Source organism: Nocardiopsis sp. NPDC006198, from assembly GCF_040613895.1.
Classification (GTDB): domain Bacteria; phylum Actinomycetota; class Actinomycetes; order Streptosporangiales; family Streptosporangiaceae; genus Nocardiopsis; species Nocardiopsis tropica.
Genome location: NZ_JBEXSY010000015.1, coordinates 34,724 through 55,580 on the forward strand (window position 1 = coordinate 34,724; position 20,857 = coordinate 55,580).

A 20,857-nucleotide genomic window follows, 5' to 3' on the forward strand; every position below is an offset into this window, starting at 1 on the left:
GCTGGGACGCCGACCTGCAAAGCTGGGTCGGAGGAACCCATCCGGAATCCGCTGAAGGCGAGACACCGAGGCAGCTGAACATACCGCCCCTGATGTTGGTGCCCCTGGTCGTCCTGCTCATCGTGGTGGCGGTGGCAGCGGCGGTCGTCATCAGCAGGTCCGGGGACAGTGAGTCGCCGCAGGACCAGCCGGCGAGCGAGTCCCAGAGCGCGGACGTGACGGTCTCCTCCGTCCCCGATGACGCCGGAGGGGAGGAGACCTCGGCCGGCGGTGATGACGGCGGCTCCGGTTCCTCCTCCGCAGGGGGGTCGGTCGACGAGGTCGTGACCCTGGTCAACAGGGAGCGTGCGTCAGCCGGGTGCGACCCGCTGAAGGTGGACCCACAGCTCACCGCCGCCGCCCAGGAGCACAGCGAGGACATGGACCGGCACGACTACTTGAGCCACGAGTCCCCTGAGGGCGAGGGGCCGGGCGACCGGACCAGCCGCCACGGCTACGACGCGTGGGGCGCGGAGAACGTCGCCAAGGGGCAGACGAGCGCCGCCCAGGTCATGGACGCCTGGATGGGCAGCCGGGGCCACCGCGACAACATCCTCAACTGCGACCTGGTGGCGATCGGCGTGGGAGAGTCCGGCAACGCCTGGACCCAGAAGTTCGGCTGGGAGTAGGGGAGCGAGACTGGTACGGGGGCGAACCAAGTACGCCGGAAAGAGGCAACGGCGTCTTCCAGTGAAGCCCGGGGTTGCCTCTGCCCGCACTGGTAAGAGCATTTGTCGGAGGTCAGGACCGTGCGATATCGGGGCGAATCACACCAGATCGCTAGACCACTCCGAATGGTCGGATTGGTCTACCCCCTGAACTGCAAGAATGCAGCGTTACCGTTGGATTTTCCGCGCCCGCCACCGGGCCTCCTCGACGGGGCGAAGCTCCGCGCCGCGCGCGAGGTCACAGGGCTCATCCACCGCACAGACCACGTCCCAGGGGTGTAGCGATGTGGTACGAGAGGGAGCCGAGCCAATGCGTGACGACCAGGCCGTTCTTCCACAGCACACTCAGGTGCTGACTCGCGGTCGCCATGGAGACCCCGGCGTGATGGGCCACCTGAGTGGTTGAGTACCCGTGAGTGGCCACTGTGCACAGGACCTCGGCGCGGGTCCGGCCAAGGAGAGTTCCCAGCGACTCGCCGGCACGGGGCGTCCGCCAATAGGAAGGTGAACTCGCCAGTCTTACCACGCTGGCGGGCACAGCACCGCGATCGTGGAGCTGTCGACGCTCCGCGACCGGAGAGGCACGGGTCGAGGAGGACCACCACAGGATCTGGTGGGAGACCCCGTGTCGTGCTCAGAACGGGGTCTCATAGAGGCATGGATCTCTCCCTCCTCGACGCCTGGAACCTGTGGTGGTCCGGGCAGCAACTCACCGGCCACACCCTGTACGGCGTGCCCGTGCTGTGGTTGGGCAGACTCGGGAAACTGCTCGCGTTCCTCGCCGGTACCACCATCCTCCTGGACGTCATCGGCCCGGCCCGGCTGACGACCTGGGGGCGCGCCCTTCGTACCGAGCGCGAAGGCCCGTACTTCATCGTCGGACTACTTGGTGTGGTGCTGCTCGGGTTGTTGCTGCTCATCGTGGCGGTCGCGCTCGTACCGAGCGCTGTGGCGGAACGATGGGGGGCGCCCCTCCTCATCGCCCTGGCCGTGCTCGCGGTCTACCCCACCGTCTGGCTGCTGCTGCTCCACGGGCCGTCCGCGGTGGCCGGCTTCGGGGCCCTGTTGGAGCGGCCCCGCTTCGAGCGAGCGGTACGCGTCATCGCGGTCCCGCTGTTCCTGCTCGGGTTCGCCCTGGACTACCTCGCGTCCTAGGCAGGCGCCCCGGGGGCGGTGAGGGTCAAGGCAGGCCCCGGGAGACTCAGCCCGTTCGCGAGTGTCGGAAACGCGGTGCCGGCTCCGTCCCGGGTACACCTGGCCACACCGGGCCACGCGACGAAGGAGAACCACCATGACGATTCAGCGGATGGACAACGTCGGCATCGTCGTCGACGACCTGGATGCCGCCATCGCCTTCTTCACCGAACTCGGCATGGAGTCGGAGGGCAGAGCGCAGATCGAGGGTCCCTGGGCGGACCGCACCGTCGGACTCGACGGCGTCCGCTGCGACATCGCGATGATGCGCACCCCAGACGGACATGGGCGTCTTGAGCTGGCAAAATACCACTCCCCGGTGCCGATCGGCACCGGGCCGCACAACCCGCCGCACAACACGCTCGGCATGCATCGCGTCATGTTCGCCGTCGACGACATCGAGGACGTCGTCGCCCGCCTGCGCACTCACGGTGCCGAACTCGTCGGTGGGCTGGCCCGGTACGGGGACAGCTACCGGCTCTGCTACGTCCGTGGCCCCGAGGGAATCATCGTCGGGTTGGCCGAACAGCTCGGCTAGCGACCCGTAGCCGCCGACCTCCGAACGAGCGGGGAACGCACCCAGCCGTGGCCGGCCGGCCACGCTCCCGCGACACGGGGGACACCACGCCGGTCGCGGGCGCCCCGGCCCCGGGCGGCCCTAGAGGCTCGAGTCGGGCGCCTCGAAGACGGCGTCGCCGTCGAGGTAGCGCCTCGGCGAGGTGCCGACGGTGCGGCGGAACGCCGCCAGGAACGCGCTCGATGTCGCGTACCCCGTGGCGTGTGCGACCCGGGCCACGGACTGGCCTTCGGCGAGGAGTGGCAGGGCGGCTCGCAGCCGCATATGGGTGCGCCAGCGGTCGAAACTCATGCCCGTGTCCTCGACGAACAGCCGTGTCAGGGTACGCCGGCCCACTCCGACGGCCCGAGCGTGGGCCTCGAGGCTCCGCCGGTCCGCGGGATCGGCGAGCAGCGCATCGGCCACGGCGCGCACACGGCCGTCGACGGGACGGGGCACGTCGATGGGCATCGTCGGCAGGGGGTGCAGAAGGTCCAGCACGACCGCCTCGGCCCGCAACCGTACGTCGTCGGCGAGGTCCTGCCGACTGAGGTATTCGATCAGGTGGGCCAGCAGTCCGTTGACACCTACCGGCGTGGGCCCCGTCCAGTCCAGACCGCACTGGTCCGGTTCGAGGTAGAGACAGCGCAGCACCGCGTCGCGGGTCGCACCGGTCCGGTGGACGACCCCCGCGGGCACCCACAGCGCCCGCGTGGGCGGCAGGACCCAGTAGGTGTCCTCGACGGCGATGCCGAGCACACCGTGTCGGGACCAGGCCAACTGGTGCTTCGTGTGGCTGTGCGGGGGTATCCACTGCCCCGACGACAGGGGAAAGCTCCCGACGACGATCGTCCCCGCCCCGGGCGGGACGGCTCCTAGGTCGTCTTCGCTCATGCGCTCCAGGGTATGGCCTCAACTCGACACGATGTGGCCCCATAGCGGATTGTGGCCGACACGGCCCGTGCATAGCTTCTTCGCATGCCGGTCAATCACCCGCGCCGACGGCGCTGCTCCACGACGAAACTGCCGACCACGCCGCAAGGGCGTGCGTCATGACCTCGGCGTCACCCCTCACAGCGACCGCCGGCCGCCGTCGGCTGGCGCTGTTCCTGCTGTGCTTCGTGCAGTTCATGCTCGTCCTGGACGACACGGTGGTGAGCGTCGCCCTCCCCAGCATCCGGCACGAGCTCGGCTTCGGCGCCGCGGGCCTGGCCTGGGTGGCCAACGCGTACTTCCTCGCCTTCGGCGGGCTGCTGCTGCTGTTCGGCCGTGCGGCCGACCTGCTGGGCCGACGGCGCGTCTTCCTCTGCGGGGTGGCGCTGTTCGGTGCGGCGAGCCTCGCCTGCGGACTGGCCCAGGAACCATGGCAGCTCGTGGCCGGACGGTTCGCCCAGGGGGCGGGCGCGGCCATGGCCGGACCGGCCGCGCTGTCCCTGATCACGCTCCTGTTCCCCGAACCCGGGGAGCGGGCCCGGGCCCTCGGCGTGTGGGGAGGCATCGCGGGTCTGGGCGGCACGATGGGCCTGGTCGTCTCCGGTGTGCTGACCGACCTCACCTCCTGGCGCTGGATCTTCCTGATCAACCTGCCCGTGGCCGCTCTGGCTCTGGTGCTGCTCCCCCGCGTGGTCCCCGAGAGCCGGGCCGCCCGCCGAGCACGCCTGGACGTACCGGGTGCGGTACTGGGCACCGGCGCCGTCGTGTCCCTGGTCTACGGTTTCCTCCGGGCCGGGGAGGCGGGCTGGGGCGGCACGGCCTTCGTGGGACCGCTGCTCCTCGCTGTCGCCTTGGCGGCGGCGTTCCTCGTGGTCGAGTCGCGTACGGCCGAGCCGTTGGTGCCGTTGCCGTTCCTGGCCTTCCGGCCCCGTGCCGTCGCCAACGGCATGACCCTGCTGTTCTCCGCCGCTTTCTACGCGATGGCCTTCCTGCTGATGGTCCACCTGCAGACCGATCTCGGCTACGGCCCGCTCAAGGCGGGCGTCGCCTACCTGCCCTACGGCGCCGGAATCCTCGTGGGGCTGTGGCTCTCGTCCCGTGCGGTGCTCAGGTTCGGGATGCGCCGAACCCTGATCGTGTCGTTCCTGATCAGCGCGGCCGGTCTGCTTCTGCTGTCCGGTGTGGCACCGGGTGACGGTTACGCGTCCGGTGTGCTTCCCGGCCTGCTCGTCACGAGCCTCGGGTGCGGCCTGAGCCTGCCCGCCCTGGCCGTCGCCGCGGTGACGGGCACCACCGAGGAGAACGCCGGTCTGGGCGCGGCCCTCTTCAGCTCCGTCCAACAGGTGGGCGGTGCTGTGGGCCTGGCGGTGCTGGTCGCCCTGGCCGTGCGCCGCAGCGACGCCCTGACCGACTCGGTCGGCCCGTCGCTCGCCGCGACGGAGGGCTTCTCGTTCGCGCTCGTCGTCGCCGCCGTGCTGCTCGCGCTCGGCGCCGCCCTCATCGCCATGCTGCTCGGGAGCCGCCACTCGGGCTCCGGGGTCGACACCGGCGAGACCCCGGCACAGCAGGGGTAGCCGCCTGCGACCGCCCCTCCGACCGCCCCCTTCCGGCTCCAAGCCCCCGCTCCGGTCATCGCCCGGGCCCCGGGGGCCCACGACACGACCACCGCCCGAGTGCTTGCCCAGGTGGGAGGGGCCTGGAACCGCTACGCCCTCAACGATCACGCACAGTGACTGGAGTCGGGGGCCATGGAGAACACAGCTCACTCGATCGAGGGCCCCTACCAGCCTCAACCCCCTGGCCCCTCCTGCGGTACACGTGCGCGCGGTGTGGCGGGAGTGGAGTCCTCGGGGTGGCCCGTACTGCTGGGCGTGCGGGGCGAAGCGGCCGTAGTAGGGGGCCCCGGCGTCGAGGGCGGCCGTTCCCGGACCCAGCGTGGCCGGGGTCGGCCACAGACCCGCCCTCAACGCCGTCGTCGAGGCCTGCGACTGCGCCCCCGACGGCAGCGGGCCGGACACCCTCGCCGCCGGCCTCGAACGTCCTGGCCCGGCTGGAGCCCATCAGAACCCGGAACTGACCCGGCGCCGACCGGCCCAAGGGACATCACCGGCTCGCGCCACCGCCGAACGCCGACCGGCGGGCGCACGGGCCCTCGAGGCCCACTCGACAACGGTCGCCCGGACAAGTCCTGGACGACCACGATCCGTGCACCGGCACTTCCTGGGCGGGAACTATTCACACCCGTGCCGGACGGCGCCGGCGCTCACTCTCCGAAGACGCGCAATCGAACGGCACCCGATAGTGGCGCCTCCCGAAGCCGTGAACATCCGCTATCCGTTCCCGGGTCCTGGCGCAGTTTCAGTGGAGCAATCACACACCGTTAGTCTTCAGGATGATCTGGCAGAATCCGCCCCGTCTCCGGCATCCTGCCGACAACCTCGAACGCCATGGAAGAAGTCCGCCCATGGCTCTCCCGAGCGCTGTTCCCCGAGAACGTCGACATCACGGTCACCAGCGTGGAGAACACCCCGGCCGACCGGGCGCCGGTTCGCCGACCGTGTCGGGGAGACCCACGCTGCTGTCCATGACCTGTTCGCCAAGGGGCACAGCCACCGGTCGATCCAACACCACCTGGGCTCGGGCTCCGCCACCGTGGTCCGCTACGCCCGTGCGACCGACCCGATCGGCGAATCGCCGAGAGGATCGCCCCTTGCCGATCACCGCTCACCCGTCGTGGGCAACTACGACCCGGTGGGGGTCCCGGCGAGGCGCCCCGGGCTTCCTGGCAGGGCACATGGGGCACCACGCCGGTCGCGGGCGTTCCGGCCGCTCGGCCCGGAACGGTGTCCGGTCACTCGTGCACGGTGACGTTCACCTGCAGGGTCGAGCGGTCGGAGTCGCTCCCGGGCGCCGACCGGGCGGACGTGTACCACTGGCCCACGCCGACCGCCAGCGCCGCGGCCGCGATCACCACTCCCAAGGCCGTGAGCAGGAGCATCCTCGTGTCCCGCCGGGCCTCCTCGGCGGCCGGACCGTTCCCGGCGGAGCAGCACTCCGCCCTCTCCCGGGCGCGCCGGCCCCGCGCCCCGTCCCGGTTGTCGGGCACCCTCTGCCCTGCCTTTCCCCGCACACGAGGCCTCGACGCTCTCCGGTGGGGCCGCCGGGCCCCCTCCCCCCGCACCGTCAGTCCTTCGGCGGGAGCAGGATCATGGTGGGGCGCTCCTCGCCGTTCTGGTCCAGGCGCCGCCATGCCGTCACCCACCGCTGGAAGTCCTCCTCGGACCCTCCGCACGCGACCACGAACGCGTTGAGCACGGAGTACTTGGGGAGCTGGTCACCGCGCAGCGTCGCACAGAAGGCCGCCGCCGAGCAGAACTCCACCCGGCGGTTCATCTCCCGGAACGAGGGCTCCCCCGCCCACCGCCGGTAGCGGCGCATGGTCTCGATGAACTCGGCGGGGGTCGCGGCCAGGAGCGGATCGGGCTTGAGGTCGTGGCCCGGAAGGTCCGGCACGGCCTGCGGCCGGCGGCGCGCCCCGGCCGCGGAACCGTGGGAGGAGCGCTCGCCGACGACGAGCACCTCCACGCTGCGGCCGGTCCGGGTGCGGGGCTCCTCCGGGGGCGTCACGGAGACCACCGGGACCACGGGGACCTCGCCCCACAGCATTCCCTCGGCGTCCACGCGGATCCGGCGCGGCAGGGCGTCGGGGACGACTTCGTAGCCGTATTCGGGGCGGTAGCGGAACAGGGACTGCTGGGGGCCGCTCTCGGGCTGGCGCCGCTGGTTCATCGGCCGGCCTCCGCCCCGTGCGCGACGGGGGCGGTGCCCCCGGCCCGGCCGCAGGCGTGCACCGTGCCTGTGAATGTGGTGCCCCTGTGAAAAATGAAGCGAATCATGGGCTCAACAACCCTTTCGTGAAGGATTTTCCTCTTCGACTGGACCGGAACACACCCGCTCATAACGGAAAGAAATCGCGACAGATACCCCGGAGACGTCGCGATCGAGAGGTGGATGTCCGTGAGGTGCCGATGTGGGGAAAAGTACCTCAAGTCGAGGAGGAAGCGGCATGGGGGAGAACAGGTTATGCCCGTTTGGGTGCCTAATATGGACCAATGAGTCTGATGTGCCCACACGTCGGAATCGTGTTCCCAGGCGTTCAGAAACGTTCAGGAACGTTCACAGGTGAGATCTACTCGTTCGTAGGCTTTTGAACGCGGCTCGGCGGGTACAAAACGCCATGCGCGGATCAGAACAAGTTTCTCAGTTCCGGTCACGCGTAAACCAGGTTATCGGGATTCTGAAACCTGGGAGGGCGACTCGACTGGACACCGGGGAGCGAGGAGTGGAGACCTTCGCGCCCCGTTCGAGAAGGTGCCCCCGGCGCCGCCTCCGGTAGGTCCCCCCGAGTTACCGGAGGCGGCCCGAACCCCCGGCGACCACCGTCCCGGCGTCGACCGGCCCGCCTTCGAGGGACGGGTTCGCCGATCTGCGAACAGGCGGCGCCGCACCCAGGAGGGCCGCAGAGCCGAGACCGGCCGACCTCTGGACGCGAAGAAGCCCCGCCCCCACATCGTGTGAAGGGCAGGGCTTTCCCCTACTCGGGTCGTCGTCCTGGGACAACCGGCCACAATGGGGGCGGGACACGTCCCCCCTGGGCGGGAGACCGTGTCACTCCGCCTCGGAAGGGGGCTCGTACCCGGGCGGAGGGTCGATCGGCTCCCCCTCCTCGTCGATGACCCCGGTGTCCAGGCACCACTCGCGCAGGACCGCCACCATTCCTTGGGGCGAGGCCTGGTCGGCCACCGCCTCCCGGGCCTCCGGGGTCGCCGTAGTCAGGAAATCGGCAGCCGTCCCGGCGTAGAGGTCGCCCAGCTCCGTCAAGGACGTGATGGTGCTGTCGACCTCCACACCGGGTTCCGCCGGTTCCACACCGGCGGCCACGTCCCACGACTCCGCGGCCATGCGCGCGTGCGTGCACGCCGAGATGGTGTCGATCTCCTGTTGCTCCAGGGCTTCCTGCGACAGGCCCTCGGGAGAGGGGGAGGCCGAGGCGTCGGCGGTGGGAGAGGGTTCAGGGTCGGGGGCCGTGTCCTGTCCGCCGCACGCGGTGAGGGCGAGGGCGAGGAGTGCGGCCGGGGCGAGGAGGGGGCGCGGGAGGGTCATGGCCCCATCCTGACCGGGGAGGCCGGCGGGCGCAGGAGAACTCCGATTCCCGCCTCACCGGCGGGGGTGTGCCACTGTCCCGGCTTGGGCGGGGCCCTGGGACGGGCGTTCCCTGCCGTGCGTGCCGAGGGGCGCCGGCACGCACGGCGGGTGTCCGGGCGGCGCCGGCCGCCGTGGCCGCCCGGGGGCCGAGGAGCGTCACAGCCCGCGCCGGGGGCCGCGGCGTCAGACCCGCCCTGGTCACAGCAGCGTGCGGCCCAGGAAGTCCCGCATGTGGCCGACCACGGTGTCCAGGTGGCTCTCGAGCAGGAAGTGGCCGCCTCCGGGCACCAGGTGGATCTCGGCGTCCGGCAGGTCCCGGGCGAAGGCGCGCGCACCGTCGGGGCCGAAGATGAGGTCCCCGGCCCCCCACACGGCCAGGAGCGGGACGCGGCTCTCCCGGAAGTACGTGTGCAGCCGCGGGTACAGGGGCCGGTTGGCGGCGTAGTCGCGGAAGAGGGCGAGCTGCGCGAGGTCGTTGCCGGGGCGGCTGATGTCGCGGTGGTCGGCCGTCCAGGTGTCGGGGTCGACCAGTTCCGGGCGGTCCACTCCGTGGAGGTACTGCCAGCGGACGGCGTCGGGCCCCAGTGCGGCGCGGACCGCCGGCTCCGTCCCGGGTCCCGGGTCCTCGGCGTAGGCCCACAGGGGCGCCCAGAACTGCGGGACGAAGCCCTCCTCGTAGGCGTTGCCGCTCTGGGAGACCACCGCGGTGACCGCCTCCGGGGCGCGGAGCGCGAGCCGCCATGCGATGGGGGCGCCGTAGTCCTGCACGTAGACGGCGTAGCGGTCGACGCCGATCTCGGCCAGGAGCGCCTCGGTGGTGTCGGTGAGCGCGTCGAAGGTGTAGCTGAACGTGTCGGCCGGCGGGGTGTCGGAGTGGCCGAACCCGAGGTGGTCCGGGGCGATGACGCGGAACCGGTCGGCGAGCCGCGGGATCAGGTGGCGGAACATGCGCGAGCTGGTGGGGAAACCGTGCAGGAGCACCAGGGCCGGTGCCTCGCGGGGGCCGGCCTCCCGGTAGAAGACGCGGTGCCCTCGAACGGTGGCGTACTGGTGGCGGACCTCGACCATGACTAACCCTATCAATCCATTTTGGTGGTTATCGGCACCCACAGTGGACCCCATTCGAGGTAACCTGTCAAGTGAACCAAGAGGGTTAGGCGGGGAGGTGGGCGGTCGTGATCGACGAACAGGCGCTGCTGGAGGCGCTGAACAGCACCCCGGTGGTGGACGGCCGACCCCGGGACCTGTGGGCCGATGACGCCGTGCTGCGGCGGTGGGCACAGGAGCACGGCGGCCCGGACGAGGCGCCGGCGCTCGACTGGCTGCGGACGGCCAGGGACGCGGTCCAGGCCGCCACCCGCGGTCCCCTGCCCGAGCCGGAGCTGCGGCGGATCCTCGCCGGCGCCCACCGGGTCCCCGAGGTCGGCCGGGAGGAGCTGCGGTGGCCTCTGCACGGGCCGCCCGAGCGGAGGCTCGCGGTGGAGCTGGTGCTCGCCTGGTACGAGGTCCGGGCACGCAGGCCCGGTCGGCTGCGCCCCTGCGGCAACGACGAGTGCCGCCTCTTCCTCCTGGACCGCAGCCGCGCCAACACCGCCCGCTGGTGCTCGATGAAGACCTGCGGCAACCGCCTGAAGGCCCGTCGCCACCAGGAACGCGCCCGCCAGGAGCCGGGGGCCTGAGGGCGGTCCGGCCGTGCCCGCCGTTCTTCCCGGGCCCGGCGGATCCCGGACAGCCGCCTCAGGGCACAGCGGTCGTGGAGGAACGCGTGCACGGCCGGGGGGCGTGGCGAACGGTCTGGGCCAGTCGGGGGACGCGCACTCCCCCGCCGGGCGGTGTCCGCCCGGCCCACCGCCGTGGGAGCCCGCGGAGGCCGGTCAGGGCCTGCGGTCGTGAAAGGTGCGGCGCAGGTCGTCCACCCAGGCTTCGGGGTTCTCCCAGGGGATGAAGTGGCCGCCGTGGTCGTGGGCGTTGACGTTGACGTGGTTGAACCAGTCGCCCTGCGGGCCGTTCCTGAACGCCTGGATGCGTTCGGCGGCGGTGTGGACGCCGGGCGGGTTCTCGTAGGTGACGAGGGTGAGGCCGACCGGTGCCTGCACGACCGGGGTGCGGTCGTGGGAGGGGGTCCAGGGGTAGCGGTTGGCGTTGGCGTAGTAGCGCATCGACGTGGCGATGGAGTTGTTCGCCCAGTAGATCGTGGCGTGGGTGAGCAGGTCGTCCCTGGTGAAGACGGATTCGACGTCGCCGCCGTTGTCGCTCCAGGCGTTCCACCGCTCCAACAGCCAGGCGAGCAGTCCGGCGGGTGAGTCGCTCAGCCCGTGGGCGAGGGTGGCGCCGTCGAGCATGTGCACGGCGAGGTGGCTCGCCGAGCGGTGGTCCATCTCGACGATCCGGGCGCGGACATCGGCCGGCTGGTCGTCGGTGAGGGGCCGGTTACGGGCGAAGTCCCAGGCCCGGGGGCCGTTGAAGAAGTCGAGCGGCAGCCCGGAGCCGATGTGGACGCCGTACAGCGCGTCGGCGTACTTGTGGCCGAGCTGGCTGGAGACGATCCCGCCGATGTCGCAGCCCCCGGCGGCGTACTTCGCGTACCCCAGGGTCCGGGTCATCAGGGTGTGCCAGAGGTCGGAGACCTTCCAGAAGTTGACGTCCGGAAAGCCGGTGAGCGGGCCGGGGAAGCCGAAGCCGGGCAGGGACGGCACGATGACCTCGAAGGCGTCCTCGGGGTCACCGCCGAACGCAGCCGGGTCGGCGAGCGGGCCGATCACCTTCGACCAGTGCCAGAACGTCCACGGCCAGCCGTGCGTGAGGATCAACGGGATCGGTCGGGGGCCGCGGCCGGGCTTGCGCATGAAGTGCACCGGGACACCATCAACGTCCACCCGGTAGTGCTCGTGGACGTTGATGGCGGCCTCGGCCTTTCGCCAGTCGTAGCCGTCCCGCCAGTAGGCGACCAGGTCACGGAGATAGCTGTCGGGGACGCCGTAGGACCAGTCCCCGTTCCCCTCGTCCAGCGGCGGGCGGGTCGATGCGAGGCGGGCGCGCAGGTCGTCGAGGACCTCGTCGCCGACGTGGATCGGAAGGGGCTTCAGGGGGAAGGCGGGCGGGGTGCTCATCGCGTGGTTCCTCACGGGGGTGTGCCGTCGGGCAGCGGGCCGGGACGGCCTCTCGCCAGGGCGCTCCGGCCGCCCGCCCCGCCGGCAGGCAATCGAAGGGCGGCGGCACGATGAGCGCCGGACGAAACAGGACGTTCCGGCGCGAAGGTGCGTCGCCAATCCAACCACGTCCGTGCCGCTCCGTGAGGAGACCCGGCGACGGCCGCGCGTCCGTATCCGCGGTGGGGAGGGCTTCGGTCCGGGGCGGACCCCGCGGGACCGTCCCGGGCCGGCGGGCCTATGCGGTGGCGGCGCCCTCCGCCGCGCGGCGGTACGTGTTGATCAGGACGCCGGAGGGTGTCGACCGTGTGGCGGCCAGCGCCAGGCGGCGCGGGGCCGTGCCCTCGGCGAAGAGCCGCTTGCCCCTGCCCAGGACGAGCGGGAAGACCAGCAGGCGGTACTCGTCGACGAGGTCGTGCCCGATCAGCGTCCGGAGCAGGTCCCCGCTGCCCAGCACCACGGTCTCCGCCTCCGTCTCGGCTTTGATCCGGCCGACCTCCGCCACCAGGTCGGCGCCGAGGAGGAGGGAGTTGGCCCACCCGAGGTCCTCGAGGGTGCGGGAGGCGACGTACTTGGGCATCGCGTTCATCGCCGCCACGGCGGGATCGTCCATGTCGCCGTACGGCCAGGTTCCGGCGAAGATCTCGTACGTCCTGCGACCGAGGAGCAGCGCGCCGGCTCCGGCCGTGGCCTCGCTCATGACCCGCTCCACGACGTCGTCGACATAGGGCAGCACCCAGCCGCCCCCGTCGAACCCGCCCTCCCGGTCCTCGTCCGCGGAGAGGACCGACTGCATGACGCCGTCCAGCGACACGAACTCGACCACGACCAGTTGTCCCATGAGTTACTCCCGTCGATCCGTCCGTATCCGTCTTTGCAGACCAGGCGTCGGACAGAAAGTCATCGGTGTTCAGGAGGGGGAGAGACGTCGACCGGCCGCCGGGCCGTTGCGGTCGCCGGATGGCGGCCGTGCGCGCATGGCCGCCATCGCCCCGTCAGCCCCGCGCGGGGTGCGGGTCGGAAAGGGTGAGAGCCGGCCCCGACCTGCGCGTGCGCAGCCACACCACCGCCGCGATCACGGCGACGGTGACGCTCGGCACGAGCAGGACGGCCGACCCGGTGCCCACCGACCGGTCCGTGACAGCACTGCCGATGTCGGAGTGCAGGGCCGTGACGATGATGAAGGTGAGCGTGTTGAGCAGAGCGTGGACGACGACCGCGATCTCGATGCCGCCGGTGCGCCAGGTGATGACGGCCAGGCTGACGGCGAGGGTGAAGTACCAGAGGTTGATCCACGGGTCGTCCGCACCGTGGATGGTCGTGAACAGCAGGCTGGAGACGAGGACGCCGAGGACCAGCCCGATGCGCGGTCCACGGCTCCAGCTCCCGGCGACCCGGAGGACGAGACCGCGGAGGCCGTACTCCTCGCCGGCCGACTGCAGGGGCGTCAGCAGGAGGGTGCCGACCAGCACGCCGACCAGGTCGGCGACCGGCCAGTAGGTCTGCTCGACGGGCATCGAGACGTTCATGACGAACACGGCGACCAGCCAGACGGGGCCGATGAACAGCAGGGCCCGGCCGAACACGTCGAACCGGAAACCCGAGACCACCGAGTGCAGCGAGGCGCCCCTCACCCCGTAGAGCCACCGCTGGATGAGCATGCTCCACGGGATGAGCAGGGCGAGGGAGAGCATGCCCGCGGCGTGGTAGAGCGGTGTGTAGTCGGTGCCGCCCGCCGCCGGGTTGGTGTTGCCCATCCGCGTGTCCAGGAAGGTAGCGGCCTGGACGAAGGCGAAGCCGAAGACCAACAGCCCCGCCACCAGGAGCACGATCGCGAGGACTCCCCGACCGATGCGGCGCTTGTCCCCGGCGAGCACGCGGTGGTACTCCACGCCCGGCGGGACCGCCCGCGGACCGCGGCGCCCAGGAACCGGCGCGGTGTGGGCGGGCTCCCCGGACAGCGGGGGCGGCGGGGCCTGCCCCGCACCGTCGTCCCACGCCGTGCGGAACGGCTCGGCGGCTGGTCGTGACGGTGGAAGGGGGGTGGAGAAGTCATCGTTGCGGTACATGCCACGAACGTATTTCGGGGTGCGCCCGCAACCGAGTGCCACCGGTCACGGGATCCCTCTGCGACCCGCACGGCCCCGGGATGACAGATGTCATGCGCGATAGCGGTTCCCGTCGCGACGGCCGGGTCCGCCGCCGGTGTGGCGCAGAGTCCGGACCAGGAACGCGACGCCGGTTCACGGGGTGCCGTGCGCGAGGCCGCGCGACCGTTGGCAGCCGCGAAGACGACAGTGGATGCGGTCTGGCGTCACCAGCGGGCGACAAGCCTCTCCTGCGTGCCCCGGTTGCGGTACAGCCAGGTGGCCCCCGACGCGACGGCACCGGTCAGGTAGCCGACGACGGGCTCCCGCTGTGTCGCGCTGTCCAGTTCGCCGAGCAGCTTCAGGACGTCGGGCAGGGGGAAGAAGGCGGCCTGTTCGATGTCGTCGTCCTGCGGGGCGATGTCCCCTGACCACTCGTCGATCTCGAAGGCTGCGGCCACTGCGGAGGGATGCTCCTCGGAGTCGATGTGCATGAGGAACGCGGTCCGCACCGGGTCGCCCACCAACAGCCCGGTCTCCTCCCGCAGCTCGCGGCGCAGGGCTTCGTGCATGAGCTCGCCGTCCTCGACCCCGCCGCCGGGCAGTGACCAGCGCATCTCGCCGCCGCTGCCGAGGCTCTCCCGCACGAGCAGGACCTCGTCGCCCCGGCGGACGATGCCGATGACCAGTTGCACCCGGGGCCTGGGGGCCTTCCCGCCCTCTGCTGTCATGCCGCAGACCGTACAGGAGAGCCCGTTCGCCGGCGGACGGGGCCGCCGTGGAGACGGATGCGGCCTCCGCCGGATTCGTTCCCGGCGTTCGGCCACCGGTCCAGGCCCTCTACCGCCCCGGCCTGTGACGAGACCGTGCCATCCCTCGTACGCGGTGCGTTCCTTGAAGCAACCCGGTTACCGACTGTGGAGGTGGCTTCTGACCTGTGTGGTGATCAAGGCGATCATGGCCTGGAACTGTTCATCCGGGCTCGGCGTGGGGAGGGCGGCGGCTTCGCGGAGGGTGGGGATGTCGAGGTCGGTGTGTTCCTCCAGCCAGGGGGCGGGGATGAGTGATCGGTTCGCGGTGGCGGTGCGGTCGGCGGGGTGATCGACCATCAGGGCGAAGGAGAACACGAGCAGGGACAGGTGCCGGTGGACGTCGAGCGCGGCGGTGGTGTCGAGGCCGATGTCGCGCAGCAGTGTCAGGAACCGGTCGAGGTTGGTCAGCCGGTTGGGGTGGACCGAGGTCGGCGGGGTGTCCTCGTCGACGGCGACGAGCAGGGCGCGGGGCCAGCGCCGGTACAGCGCTCGCAGTGATTGGGCATAGGCGGCTACCGAGTCCTCCCAGGTCCCGGGGTCGAGCGGGGGCGGGTTCCAGGCGTCGAGCATGAGGTCGACGGTGAGGTCGATGACCTGGCGGCGGTTCTCGACGTAGTTGTACAACGCCCGCACGGTCACCCCGAGTTCGGCGGCCAGGGCGTGCATCGTGATCGCGCGGAACCCTTGTGCGCCGGCCATCTCCAAGGCTTTGGTCGCGATGATTTCGCGGGTGAGCACGGGGCGGCCCTTGCGGGTCGTCGGTCGGCGGCGTTGCGAGCTGGGCATGGTCCCATCCTAGGGCCCCACACTTAAACTTCACACACATTGACTTTTAGGTCGTTGGTGCCGCACGATGGCTCAGGCAACCCTTGACGCGTCGAAAGCCGAGGATCGTATGGCCGCCGAGAAGTCCCGCCGCCTGCCGCCGTTGAGCGGGGTGCTGGTGCTGGTGATGGCCTCCACCGGGCTGGTGGTCGTCGACATCACGATCGTCGCGCTCGGGTTACCGCTGATCAGCGCCGACGTCGCCGATGGAGGTTCCGTGGAGTCGGTGGTGGTGACCTACACGGTCGCCATGGGCGCCCTCACGCAGGTGGTGGGAAGCCTCTCCGACCGGTGGGGGCGGCGGCCGTTGTTCCTGACCGGGATCGCGGTGTTCACCCTGGCCTCGCTGGCGGCGATGCTGGCGCCGAGCCTGGGGTTCTTGAACCTCGCCCGGGTCGTCCAGGGCGCCGGGGCTGCGGTGATCATGGTCAACGGCATCCCGTTGCTCTCGGACCGGTACTCGGGTGAAGAACGCAACCTCGCGATCGGCGCCTGGGGATCGTTCGCCACCGCGGCCGGGCTGCTCGCCCCGACCCTGGGCGGGCTGCTGATCGAGGCCTTCGGATGGCAGGCCGTCTTCGGGATCAATATCCCCCTGGGCATCGCGGCCTACATCGTCGCAGCGCGTGTGCTGCCACGCACCGCGCAGCCCGGCCCCGCTGCCCGTCCGGACTGGCTGGGCAGCGTGCTGCTGATGGTCGGTCTCGGCGCCGCCACCATGCTCATGCTCCGCCCAGAGGCACCCTGGGGCATGCAGGACACGGCACTGCTGATCGTTGCGCTCACGTCGTTGGCGGGGTTCTCCGTCCTCCAGTTCCGTGTGCCCCAGCCGACACTGGAGTTGCGGCTGTTCACCCAGCCGGCGTTCTCCGGGGCGATGCTCGCGGTGTTCCTCTCCCGCGTTCTGAGCATCGGGGGTTCTGTCTACCTGGTGCTGTACTTCGCCGACGCGCTGCTGCTGGGCCCGACCCTCGCGGGCCTGTTGATGACGCCGATCTTCCTCGCGCAGATGATCACCGGAATGGTCGGCTCCAAGCTCCTCAGCCACTGGGCGCCCGGTCTGGTCATCGGCTTGGGCTACACCCTCAAAGGCGCCGGGCTCCTCGCACTGGCACTGCTGGTCGCCCCCGACACCCCGTGGTGGGTGCTCCTGGTCCCGCTGCTGGCCTGGGGCGCCGGAGGCGGCATCGCCGGAGCGCCGGTGATGGCCGTGGCGGTCAACGTCACCGCACCCGAACGCGTCGGCATGGTCGCCGGAAGCGTCTCCACCCTGGCCTCCGTCGGAGCCGGTATCGGTACCGCAGCGCTCGGCGCCGTCTACACCCTCTACGGCGGCGCCAACCGCGAAGCTGTCACCGGCGGGGTTCAAGCCGTCCTGACCGTATCCGCCCTCCTGTCCGGCCTCGCCGTGGCAACGACGTTGATCCTGATCAGCCCCCGCCGAGTACCCCGCCCTGCACGTCACGAGGAAGCCGCAGCCTGATGCGGGCAGCGACCACGAGGGCTTCGCAAAGGCCGAGCGCGACCGGAATGTTCTTCACGGTGGGCCACTAACGCTCCGCCCCGCACAACTCGGGGAACCGGTCGAGCAGGCCGGAAACCGAGGTCTTCCCAGGACGGAGAATGGAACAACCAGAGTTCCCTTCGGCACGTCTTTGCGATTCCATGAAACGCATGCCATACCGGAGTGCACTGCCCCTGATCGCTGTGCTGCTGGCGATCGCCCCAGGATGCGGCGGGTCGGGTGAGCCGGAACCGACTCCCTCACCCACCCCGATCGTGCCGACGGCAGCTCCCACTTCACCGGAGCCCTCGAATTCCGTCGACTACTGCCTCGGCGGTGGGGCGTTCCGAACCCGGCCGCGCCTCCCTACGCGGGTCCCGGACCGCACCTCGTGCTGGTCGGCGTGGAATTGTTGCCCTCATCAGGCTCTGACCTGGGGAGTGGATCTTTCGACATCTACACGGTGCCTCACGAATGGCGGGCCTACGACGAGGAAGCGCAGGCGGACGAACCGTTACTGGGCCAGTTGGTCGTGTGCTTGACCGGTGTCCATCAGCGGGAGTTCACACCGATGGGCACCTGCGAATGGGATTTCGGGGAGAGCCCGGTGTACCCGGCGACGCACTCGTTCAGGGTGTACGAGGCCAGGACCGGTGAGGCAGTAGCCACCTTCGTCATCGACAGCGACCTCGATGCGTACTCATCGTGCCCAAGCGCGTTGCGCATCCCGATCGACTCCGGCACCCCGGACATGGCGCAAGGCGTCAAGAGCGAGACGTTCGCCGCCGAGCTGGAGCCCTACGTCATGGCGGATCTGGGCTGACCCCACCCTCTGGCTGTACAACCGGCCCTGCGAAGGCCGACTCCGGCGACGTCGACAGGCTCGTGGGCCTCGCGCTCGGGGTCGGCTTCCCCAGTGGGCGGGCCCGGCCGGACGGGGCCGGGGCAGGGCGCCCTTGCGACCGGACACCCGCGCTCTGAACCCTTGTGCGGTCCGGTCGCAGGCGGTTCGCAGCTAGGGGGCCGTCGGTGGCGTGTCCTCCGCGAGCAGGCGCGTCCGGTGCAGGGCGATGACCTCGGTGAGGGCCTCGGGTGGCCATGCCCCCACAGGGCGGTCCGGGCCGGTCGGGGGCCGCGTACCGCATGCGGCCAGGACGTGGTCGGGGGTGGGGCGGTCGGCGGGGTCCTTGGCCAGGCAGGCGGAGACGAGGTCCTTCAGGGGCCCGGCCAGACCGCTCAGGTCGGGCTCGTCGTAGACGATGCGGTGGGTGAGGGCGTGGGCGGGGCCCTCCCCGAAGGCGCTGCGGCCGGTGGCTGCGAAGGCCAGGACGCATCCGAGGGAGAACACGTCCGAGGCCGGTCCCACCGCGGTCCCGGTGACCTGTTCGGGGGACATGAACGCGGCGGTGCCCAGCACGGTGGAGGTGCGGGTGTGGGAGGTGGCGTCCAGGGCGCGGGCGATACCGAAGTCGATCAGGCGGGGTCCGTCGGCGGCCAGCAGGACGTTGCCGGGTTTGAGGTCGCGGTGGACGATCCGGCACGCGTGCACCGCGATGAGCCCCTCGGCCAGGCCCGCGCCCAGGGCGGCGACCGAGCCGGCCGGGAGCGGGCCGTGCTCGCGCACCATCTCCTGCAGCGAGGGGCCGGGGATGTAGGCGGTGGCCAGCCAGGGCGGGACCCCGGCGGGGTCGGCGTCCACGACCGGGGCGGTGTGGAACCCGCCGACCCTGCGGGCGGCTTCGACCTCGGCGGCGAAACGGCGCCGGAACTCGGGGTCCCCGGCGAGCTCGGGATGGACGACCTTGATCGCGACGTCGCGCCCGCCGGGGGAACGGCCCAGGTACACCTGCCCCATACCGCCGGTGCCCAGGCGACATAAGAGTCTGTAGGGGCCGACCCACCCAAGGTCTGTGGCGATTCCTGAAGGCCTGGTCTTTGCCACGCCGTCCTCGGGAGGCGGAGGAGTCGCGTGACGGAATCGCCGCATGTTGTAGACCATCACTCCGAGGGCAGCGAGTACGAAGACGACCAAGATCACCCAAGGCACGTTGAATTCCGGCATGGGTCGACGGTAGCCCGGGGGCGCAACGAGCGCGAGGCTGTTTGCAGATGGTCGCCACCGTCTGGAGGCCCGCACCGCGCCCCTTCCCGAGCGGGCGCACCGCCGCGCCATCGACGTCGCAACTCCGTCGCCCCCTTCCGGCTTACTTGGTTCGCCCACGTACTGGCGGCCGGTGAGCGAGCGCATGCCCTTGGAGCCGGATCCTGTTCGGATGTTCCCCAACCCCCTGATCGACGCAATCAGTGAACTGACGCCACACAGAGAAGCCCCGCAACCGATGGTTGCGGGGCTTCGTCGAGGCGAACCGAGGATGCCGAAACGGGGCAACGGGCTGGCCCGCGGACCGGTCTGCCTCAGCCGCCGGTGGAGAGGAGGTTATGTTGCGCCCATTCCCGCACCGTGGTCCCGGGGCGTCCCAGAACCGTCCGGACGTCGTCGCGGACGACGGCCTGGAAGGCCATGTTGCCGAGCACGGTCTGCCGCATCGTCGCGACGGCGCTCTCCATGTAGAGGCGATCGCCGGCCGAGGGGATCGTACCCACGTAGGACGCCAAGTCGTCAGGACCCGCCACAGAGCACGTGATCGTGGTTCCCAGCACCTCGCTGAGGATGTCGGCGACCTGCGGGCCCGTGACCACCTCCGTGCTCAACCAGTAGTTCTCGCCGCCATGCCTGTCCGGCCCCTCACGCAGCACTGCGGCGGCTACCGCGCCGATGTCGGCGGCGCACACCCACCCCAGCGCGGACTCCTGCCAGGAGACCGAGAACGCCCCGGTCTCGGCGACCGGGGCCAGCACCGTGTCGGTGATGACGTTGGGGTGCAGGTGCGTCCACGCCATGCCGCTGGCCTCGATGTAGGTCTCGATGAGCTCGTGCCAGGAGAAATGCGGAATCCTGTCACGGCCGGAGCCGAAGACGCCCAGGTGCACGATGTGCTCCACCCCGGCCTGCGCGGCGGCGTCGACGAACATCTTGCTCTGGTAGAGCATGTCCGCGGTGTAGCCGGTCAGCAGGAAGACCCGGTCGACGCCCTCCAGCGCTACGGCGAAGTGCTCGGGGCGGTCCAGGTCCAGCACGACGGCCTCGCGCCCCTGGGAGCGCCACCGGTCGGCGACCTCGGCGCGCCGTGTGGCAAGGCGCACTCGAAGGCCTTCGTGGTTCTTGTCCAGCTCTTTGACCAGCTGTGATCCGACTCTTCCGGACGCACCGAGGATGAGCGCTCTTGCCATGATGAGTACCTTTCTGTTCTGCGAACCCGAGCACCTCTGTTGGGCCTGGTCCTTGGTGCTGGGTTGCGGAGGCGAGGCCGGCGACCAGGAGCAGGGCGCCCCTACCCGCGAGGCGGGCCCCAGTGGGCCGCCACTTCCAACGTGGCCAGTCGTTGGTCCAGGTCAGGGGCCTGGTGGGCCGTGACGAGTGCATCGGCGCCCGACAGGCCCTGGAACCAGGTCAGGTAGGCAGCGACCTCGGCGGCCTCGCCGACGGCGGTGTAGGTGAACATGGCGTCGAACTGCCGGACCGCGCCCCGCTCGATCAGAGCGTCCACTTCGCGGTCGGACAGGGATACCCCCTGCTCCTTCTCCACCAGGCCCCGGGCCAGCGTCCGGCGGTTGTGCTGCACGATGGCGCGGGCGGCCTCGCCCGATTCGGCGGCCACGACGTTGACCCCGGCGATGACGTAGGGGTGCTCGAGTTGGGCGGCGAAGACATGGAACACGAGCCTGCCGCCAGGAGTGGTGGTGTCCAGGGCCTCGTGCAGGGAGCGGAAGCCGACCCCGGCGCGGCGCAGATCCGAGACCAGGGCGACCACAAGCACCTGTCCT

19 protein-coding genes and 2 pseudogenes are annotated in these 20,857 nt (G+C 70.8%); 7 read left to right on the top strand and 14 right to left on the bottom strand.

What is annotated here, in order from left to right:
* Positions 1-272: 272 nt before the first annotated feature.
* Positions 273-668: pseudogene (locus tag ABZ234_RS12925) on the top strand (CAP domain-containing protein); the annotation flags it as partial.
* A 286-nt stretch (positions 669-954) separates the two neighbouring features.
* On the opposite strand, the gene ABZ234_RS12930 reads toward ABZ234_RS12925, so the two are convergent.
* Positions 955-1,245, bottom strand: a complete 291-nt coding sequence (locus tag ABZ234_RS12930; protein WP_355012111.1) for a winged helix-turn-helix domain-containing protein — start codon at positions 1,243-1,245, stop codon at positions 955-957.
* Between the two features lie 119 nt (positions 1,246-1,364).
* Here ABZ234_RS12930 and ABZ234_RS12935 point away from each other — a divergent pair, with 119 nt between their 5' ends.
* Both ABZ234_RS12935 and ABZ234_RS12940 read left to right on the top strand, forming a co-directional pair.
* The gene (locus ABZ234_RS12935; RefSeq protein WP_355012112.1) at positions 1,365-1,862 is read left to right on the top strand and encodes a hypothetical protein; all 498 of its coding nucleotides are present in this window, start codon (positions 1,365-1,367) and stop codon (positions 1,860-1,862) included.
* Positions 1,863-2,013: 151 nt separating this feature from the next.
* Complete coding sequence (locus ABZ234_RS12940) at positions 2,014-2,439, top strand: VOC family protein (RefSeq protein ID WP_355012198.1); 426 nt, start codon at positions 2,014-2,016, stop codon at positions 2,437-2,439.
* Positions 2,440-2,559: 120 nt separating this feature from the next.
* Here the strand turns inward: ABZ234_RS12940 and ABZ234_RS12945 are convergent, their stop codons facing one another.
* Positions 2,560-3,351 (bottom strand): helix-turn-helix transcriptional regulator, encoded by a 792-nt coding sequence (locus tag ABZ234_RS12945; RefSeq protein ID WP_355012113.1) that lies wholly within the window; start codon positions 3,349-3,351, stop codon positions 2,560-2,562.
* 158 nt (positions 3,352-3,509) lie between these two features.
* On the opposite strand from ABZ234_RS12945, the gene ABZ234_RS12950 reads away from it, so the two are divergent.
* The gene (locus tag ABZ234_RS12950) at positions 3,510-4,964 is read left to right on the top strand and encodes an MFS transporter (protein WP_355012114.1); all 1,455 of its coding nucleotides are present in this window, start codon (positions 3,510-3,512) and stop codon (positions 4,962-4,964) included.
* Between the two features lie 1,277 nt (positions 4,965-6,241).
* Here ABZ234_RS12950 and ABZ234_RS12955 read toward each other — a convergent pair.
* The 4 genes from ABZ234_RS12955 to ABZ234_RS12970 form a co-directional block, all read right to left on the bottom strand.
* Positions 6,242-6,496: a hypothetical protein gene (locus ABZ234_RS12955; RefSeq protein WP_355012115.1), complete on the bottom strand. Its 255-nt coding sequence runs from the start codon at positions 6,494-6,496 to the stop codon at positions 6,242-6,244.
* A 77-nt stretch (positions 6,497-6,573) separates the two neighbouring features.
* A complete protein-coding gene (locus ABZ234_RS12960) occupies positions 6,574-7,179 on the bottom strand; it encodes a hypothetical protein (RefSeq protein WP_344178074.1) in 606 nt (201 codons plus the stop codon).
* An 879-nt stretch (positions 7,180-8,058) separates the two neighbouring features.
* Entirely contained in the window at positions 8,059-8,553 is a 495-nt protein-coding gene (locus tag ABZ234_RS12965) for a hypothetical protein (protein ID WP_355012116.1), read from the bottom strand.
* Between the two features lie 240 nt (positions 8,554-8,793).
* A complete protein-coding gene (locus ABZ234_RS12970) occupies positions 8,794-9,663 on the bottom strand; it encodes an alpha/beta hydrolase (RefSeq protein ID WP_355012117.1) in 870 nt (289 codons plus the stop codon).
* 107 nt (positions 9,664-9,770) lie between these two features.
* Here ABZ234_RS12970 and ABZ234_RS12975 point away from each other — a divergent pair, with 107 nt between their 5' ends.
* Positions 9,771-10,274, top strand: a complete 504-nt coding sequence (locus ABZ234_RS12975) for a CGNR zinc finger domain-containing protein (protein ID WP_355012118.1) — start codon at positions 9,771-9,773, stop codon at positions 10,272-10,274.
* Positions 10,275-10,469: 195 nt separating this feature from the next.
* Here the strand turns inward: ABZ234_RS12975 and ABZ234_RS12980 are convergent, their stop codons facing one another.
* From ABZ234_RS12980 to ABZ234_RS13000, 5 genes are all read right to left on the bottom strand, one after another.
* Positions 10,470-11,705, bottom strand: a complete 1,236-nt coding sequence (locus tag ABZ234_RS12980; RefSeq protein WP_355012119.1) for an epoxide hydrolase — start codon at positions 11,703-11,705, stop codon at positions 10,470-10,472.
* Positions 11,706-11,982: 277 nt separating this feature from the next.
* Positions 11,983-12,585 carry a dihydrofolate reductase family protein gene (locus ABZ234_RS12985; RefSeq protein WP_355012120.1) on the bottom strand — a complete coding sequence of 201 codons (603 nt, stop codon included), beginning with the start codon at positions 12,583-12,585 and terminating at the stop codon, positions 11,983-11,985.
* Positions 12,586-12,739: 154 nt separating this feature from the next.
* Positions 12,740-13,813 (bottom strand): CPBP family glutamic-type intramembrane protease, encoded by a 1,074-nt coding sequence (locus tag ABZ234_RS12990; RefSeq protein ID WP_355012121.1) that lies wholly within the window; start codon positions 13,811-13,813, stop codon positions 12,740-12,742.
* 245 nt (positions 13,814-14,058) lie between these two features.
* The gene (locus ABZ234_RS12995) at positions 14,059-14,562 is read right to left on the bottom strand and encodes an NUDIX hydrolase (RefSeq protein ID WP_355012122.1); all 504 of its coding nucleotides are present in this window, start codon (positions 14,560-14,562) and stop codon (positions 14,059-14,061) included.
* A 177-nt stretch (positions 14,563-14,739) separates the two neighbouring features.
* Entirely contained in the window at positions 14,740-15,429 is a 690-nt protein-coding gene (locus tag ABZ234_RS13000) for a TetR/AcrR family transcriptional regulator (protein ID WP_355012123.1), read from the bottom strand.
* A 109-nt stretch (positions 15,430-15,538) separates the two neighbouring features.
* Here ABZ234_RS13000 and ABZ234_RS13005 point away from each other — a divergent pair, with 109 nt between their 5' ends.
* Entirely contained in the window at positions 15,539-16,951 is a 1,413-nt protein-coding gene (locus tag ABZ234_RS13005) for an MFS transporter (RefSeq protein ID WP_355012124.1), read from the top strand.
* Positions 16,952-17,363: 412 nt separating this feature from the next.
* Positions 17,364-17,795 (top strand): hypothetical protein, encoded by a 432-nt coding sequence (locus ABZ234_RS13010; RefSeq protein WP_355012125.1) that lies wholly within the window; start codon positions 17,364-17,366, stop codon positions 17,793-17,795.
* 192 nt (positions 17,796-17,987) lie between these two features.
* Here ABZ234_RS13010 and ABZ234_RS13015 read toward each other — a convergent pair whose 3' ends face one another.
* From ABZ234_RS13015 to ABZ234_RS13025, 3 genes and pseudogenes are all read right to left on the bottom strand, one after another.
* Entirely contained in the window at positions 17,988-19,220 is a 1,233-nt protein-coding gene (locus tag ABZ234_RS13015) for a serine/threonine-protein kinase (protein WP_355012126.1), read from the bottom strand.
* Positions 19,221-19,387: 167 nt separating this feature from the next.
* Positions 19,388-20,263 (bottom strand): NmrA family NAD(P)-binding protein, encoded by an 876-nt coding sequence (locus tag ABZ234_RS13020; RefSeq protein ID WP_355012127.1) that lies wholly within the window; start codon positions 20,261-20,263, stop codon positions 19,388-19,390.
* Positions 20,264-20,730: 467 nt separating this feature from the next.
* Positions 20,731-20,811: pseudogene (locus ABZ234_RS13025) on the bottom strand (recombinase family protein); the annotation flags it as partial.
* Positions 20,812-20,857 lie beyond the last annotated feature (46 nt).

Coding starts and splice junctions, on each gene's coding strand:
- ABZ234_RS12990 (WP_355012121.1), bottom strand. CDS start 13,813: ATGTACCGCAACGATGACTTCTCCACCCCCCTTCCACCGTCACGACCA.
- ABZ234_RS12980 (WP_355012119.1), bottom strand. CDS start 11,705: ATGAGCACCCCGCCCGCCTTCCCCCTGAAGCCCCTTCCGATCCACGTC.
- ABZ234_RS13020 (WP_355012127.1), bottom strand. CDS start 20,263: ATGGCAAGAGCGCTCATCCTCGGTGCGTCCGGAAGAGTCGGATCACAG.
- ABZ234_RS12950 (WP_355012114.1), top strand. CDS start 3,510: ATGACCTCGGCGTCACCCCTCACAGCGACCGCCGGCCGCCGTCGGCTG.
- ABZ234_RS12935 (WP_355012112.1), top strand. CDS start 1,365: ATGGATCTCTCCCTCCTCGACGCCTGGAACCTGTGGTGGTCCGGGCAG.
- ABZ234_RS12940 (WP_355012198.1), top strand. CDS start 2,014: ATGGACAACGTCGGCATCGTCGTCGACGACCTGGATGCCGCCATCGCC.
- ABZ234_RS13005 (WP_355012124.1), top strand. CDS start 15,539: ATGGCCGCCGAGAAGTCCCGCCGCCTGCCGCCGTTGAGCGGGGTGCTG.
- ABZ234_RS12995 (WP_355012122.1), bottom strand. CDS start 14,562: ATGACAGCAGAGGGCGGGAAGGCCCCCAGGCCCCGGGTGCAACTGGTC.
- ABZ234_RS13015 (WP_355012126.1), bottom strand. CDS start 19,220: ATGCGCTCGCTCACCGGCCGCCAGTACGTGGGCGAACCAAGTAAGCCG.
- ABZ234_RS12970 (WP_355012117.1), bottom strand. CDS start 9,663: ATGGTCGAGGTCCGCCACCAGTACGCCACCGTTCGAGGGCACCGCGTC.
- ABZ234_RS12960 (WP_344178074.1), bottom strand. CDS start 7,179: ATGAACCAGCGGCGCCAGCCCGAGAGCGGCCCCCAGCAGTCCCTGTTC.
- ABZ234_RS12965 (WP_355012116.1), bottom strand. CDS start 8,553: ATGACCCTCCCGCGCCCCCTCCTCGCCCCGGCCGCACTCCTCGCCCTC.
- ABZ234_RS12945 (WP_355012113.1), bottom strand. CDS start 3,351: ATGAGCGAAGACGACCTAGGAGCCGTCCCGCCCGGGGCGGGGACGATC.
- ABZ234_RS13000 (WP_355012123.1), bottom strand. CDS start 15,429: ATGCCCAGCTCGCAACGCCGCCGACCGACGACCCGCAAGGGCCGCCCC.
- ABZ234_RS12985 (WP_355012120.1), bottom strand. CDS start 12,585: ATGGGACAACTGGTCGTGGTCGAGTTCGTGTCGCTGGACGGCGTCATG.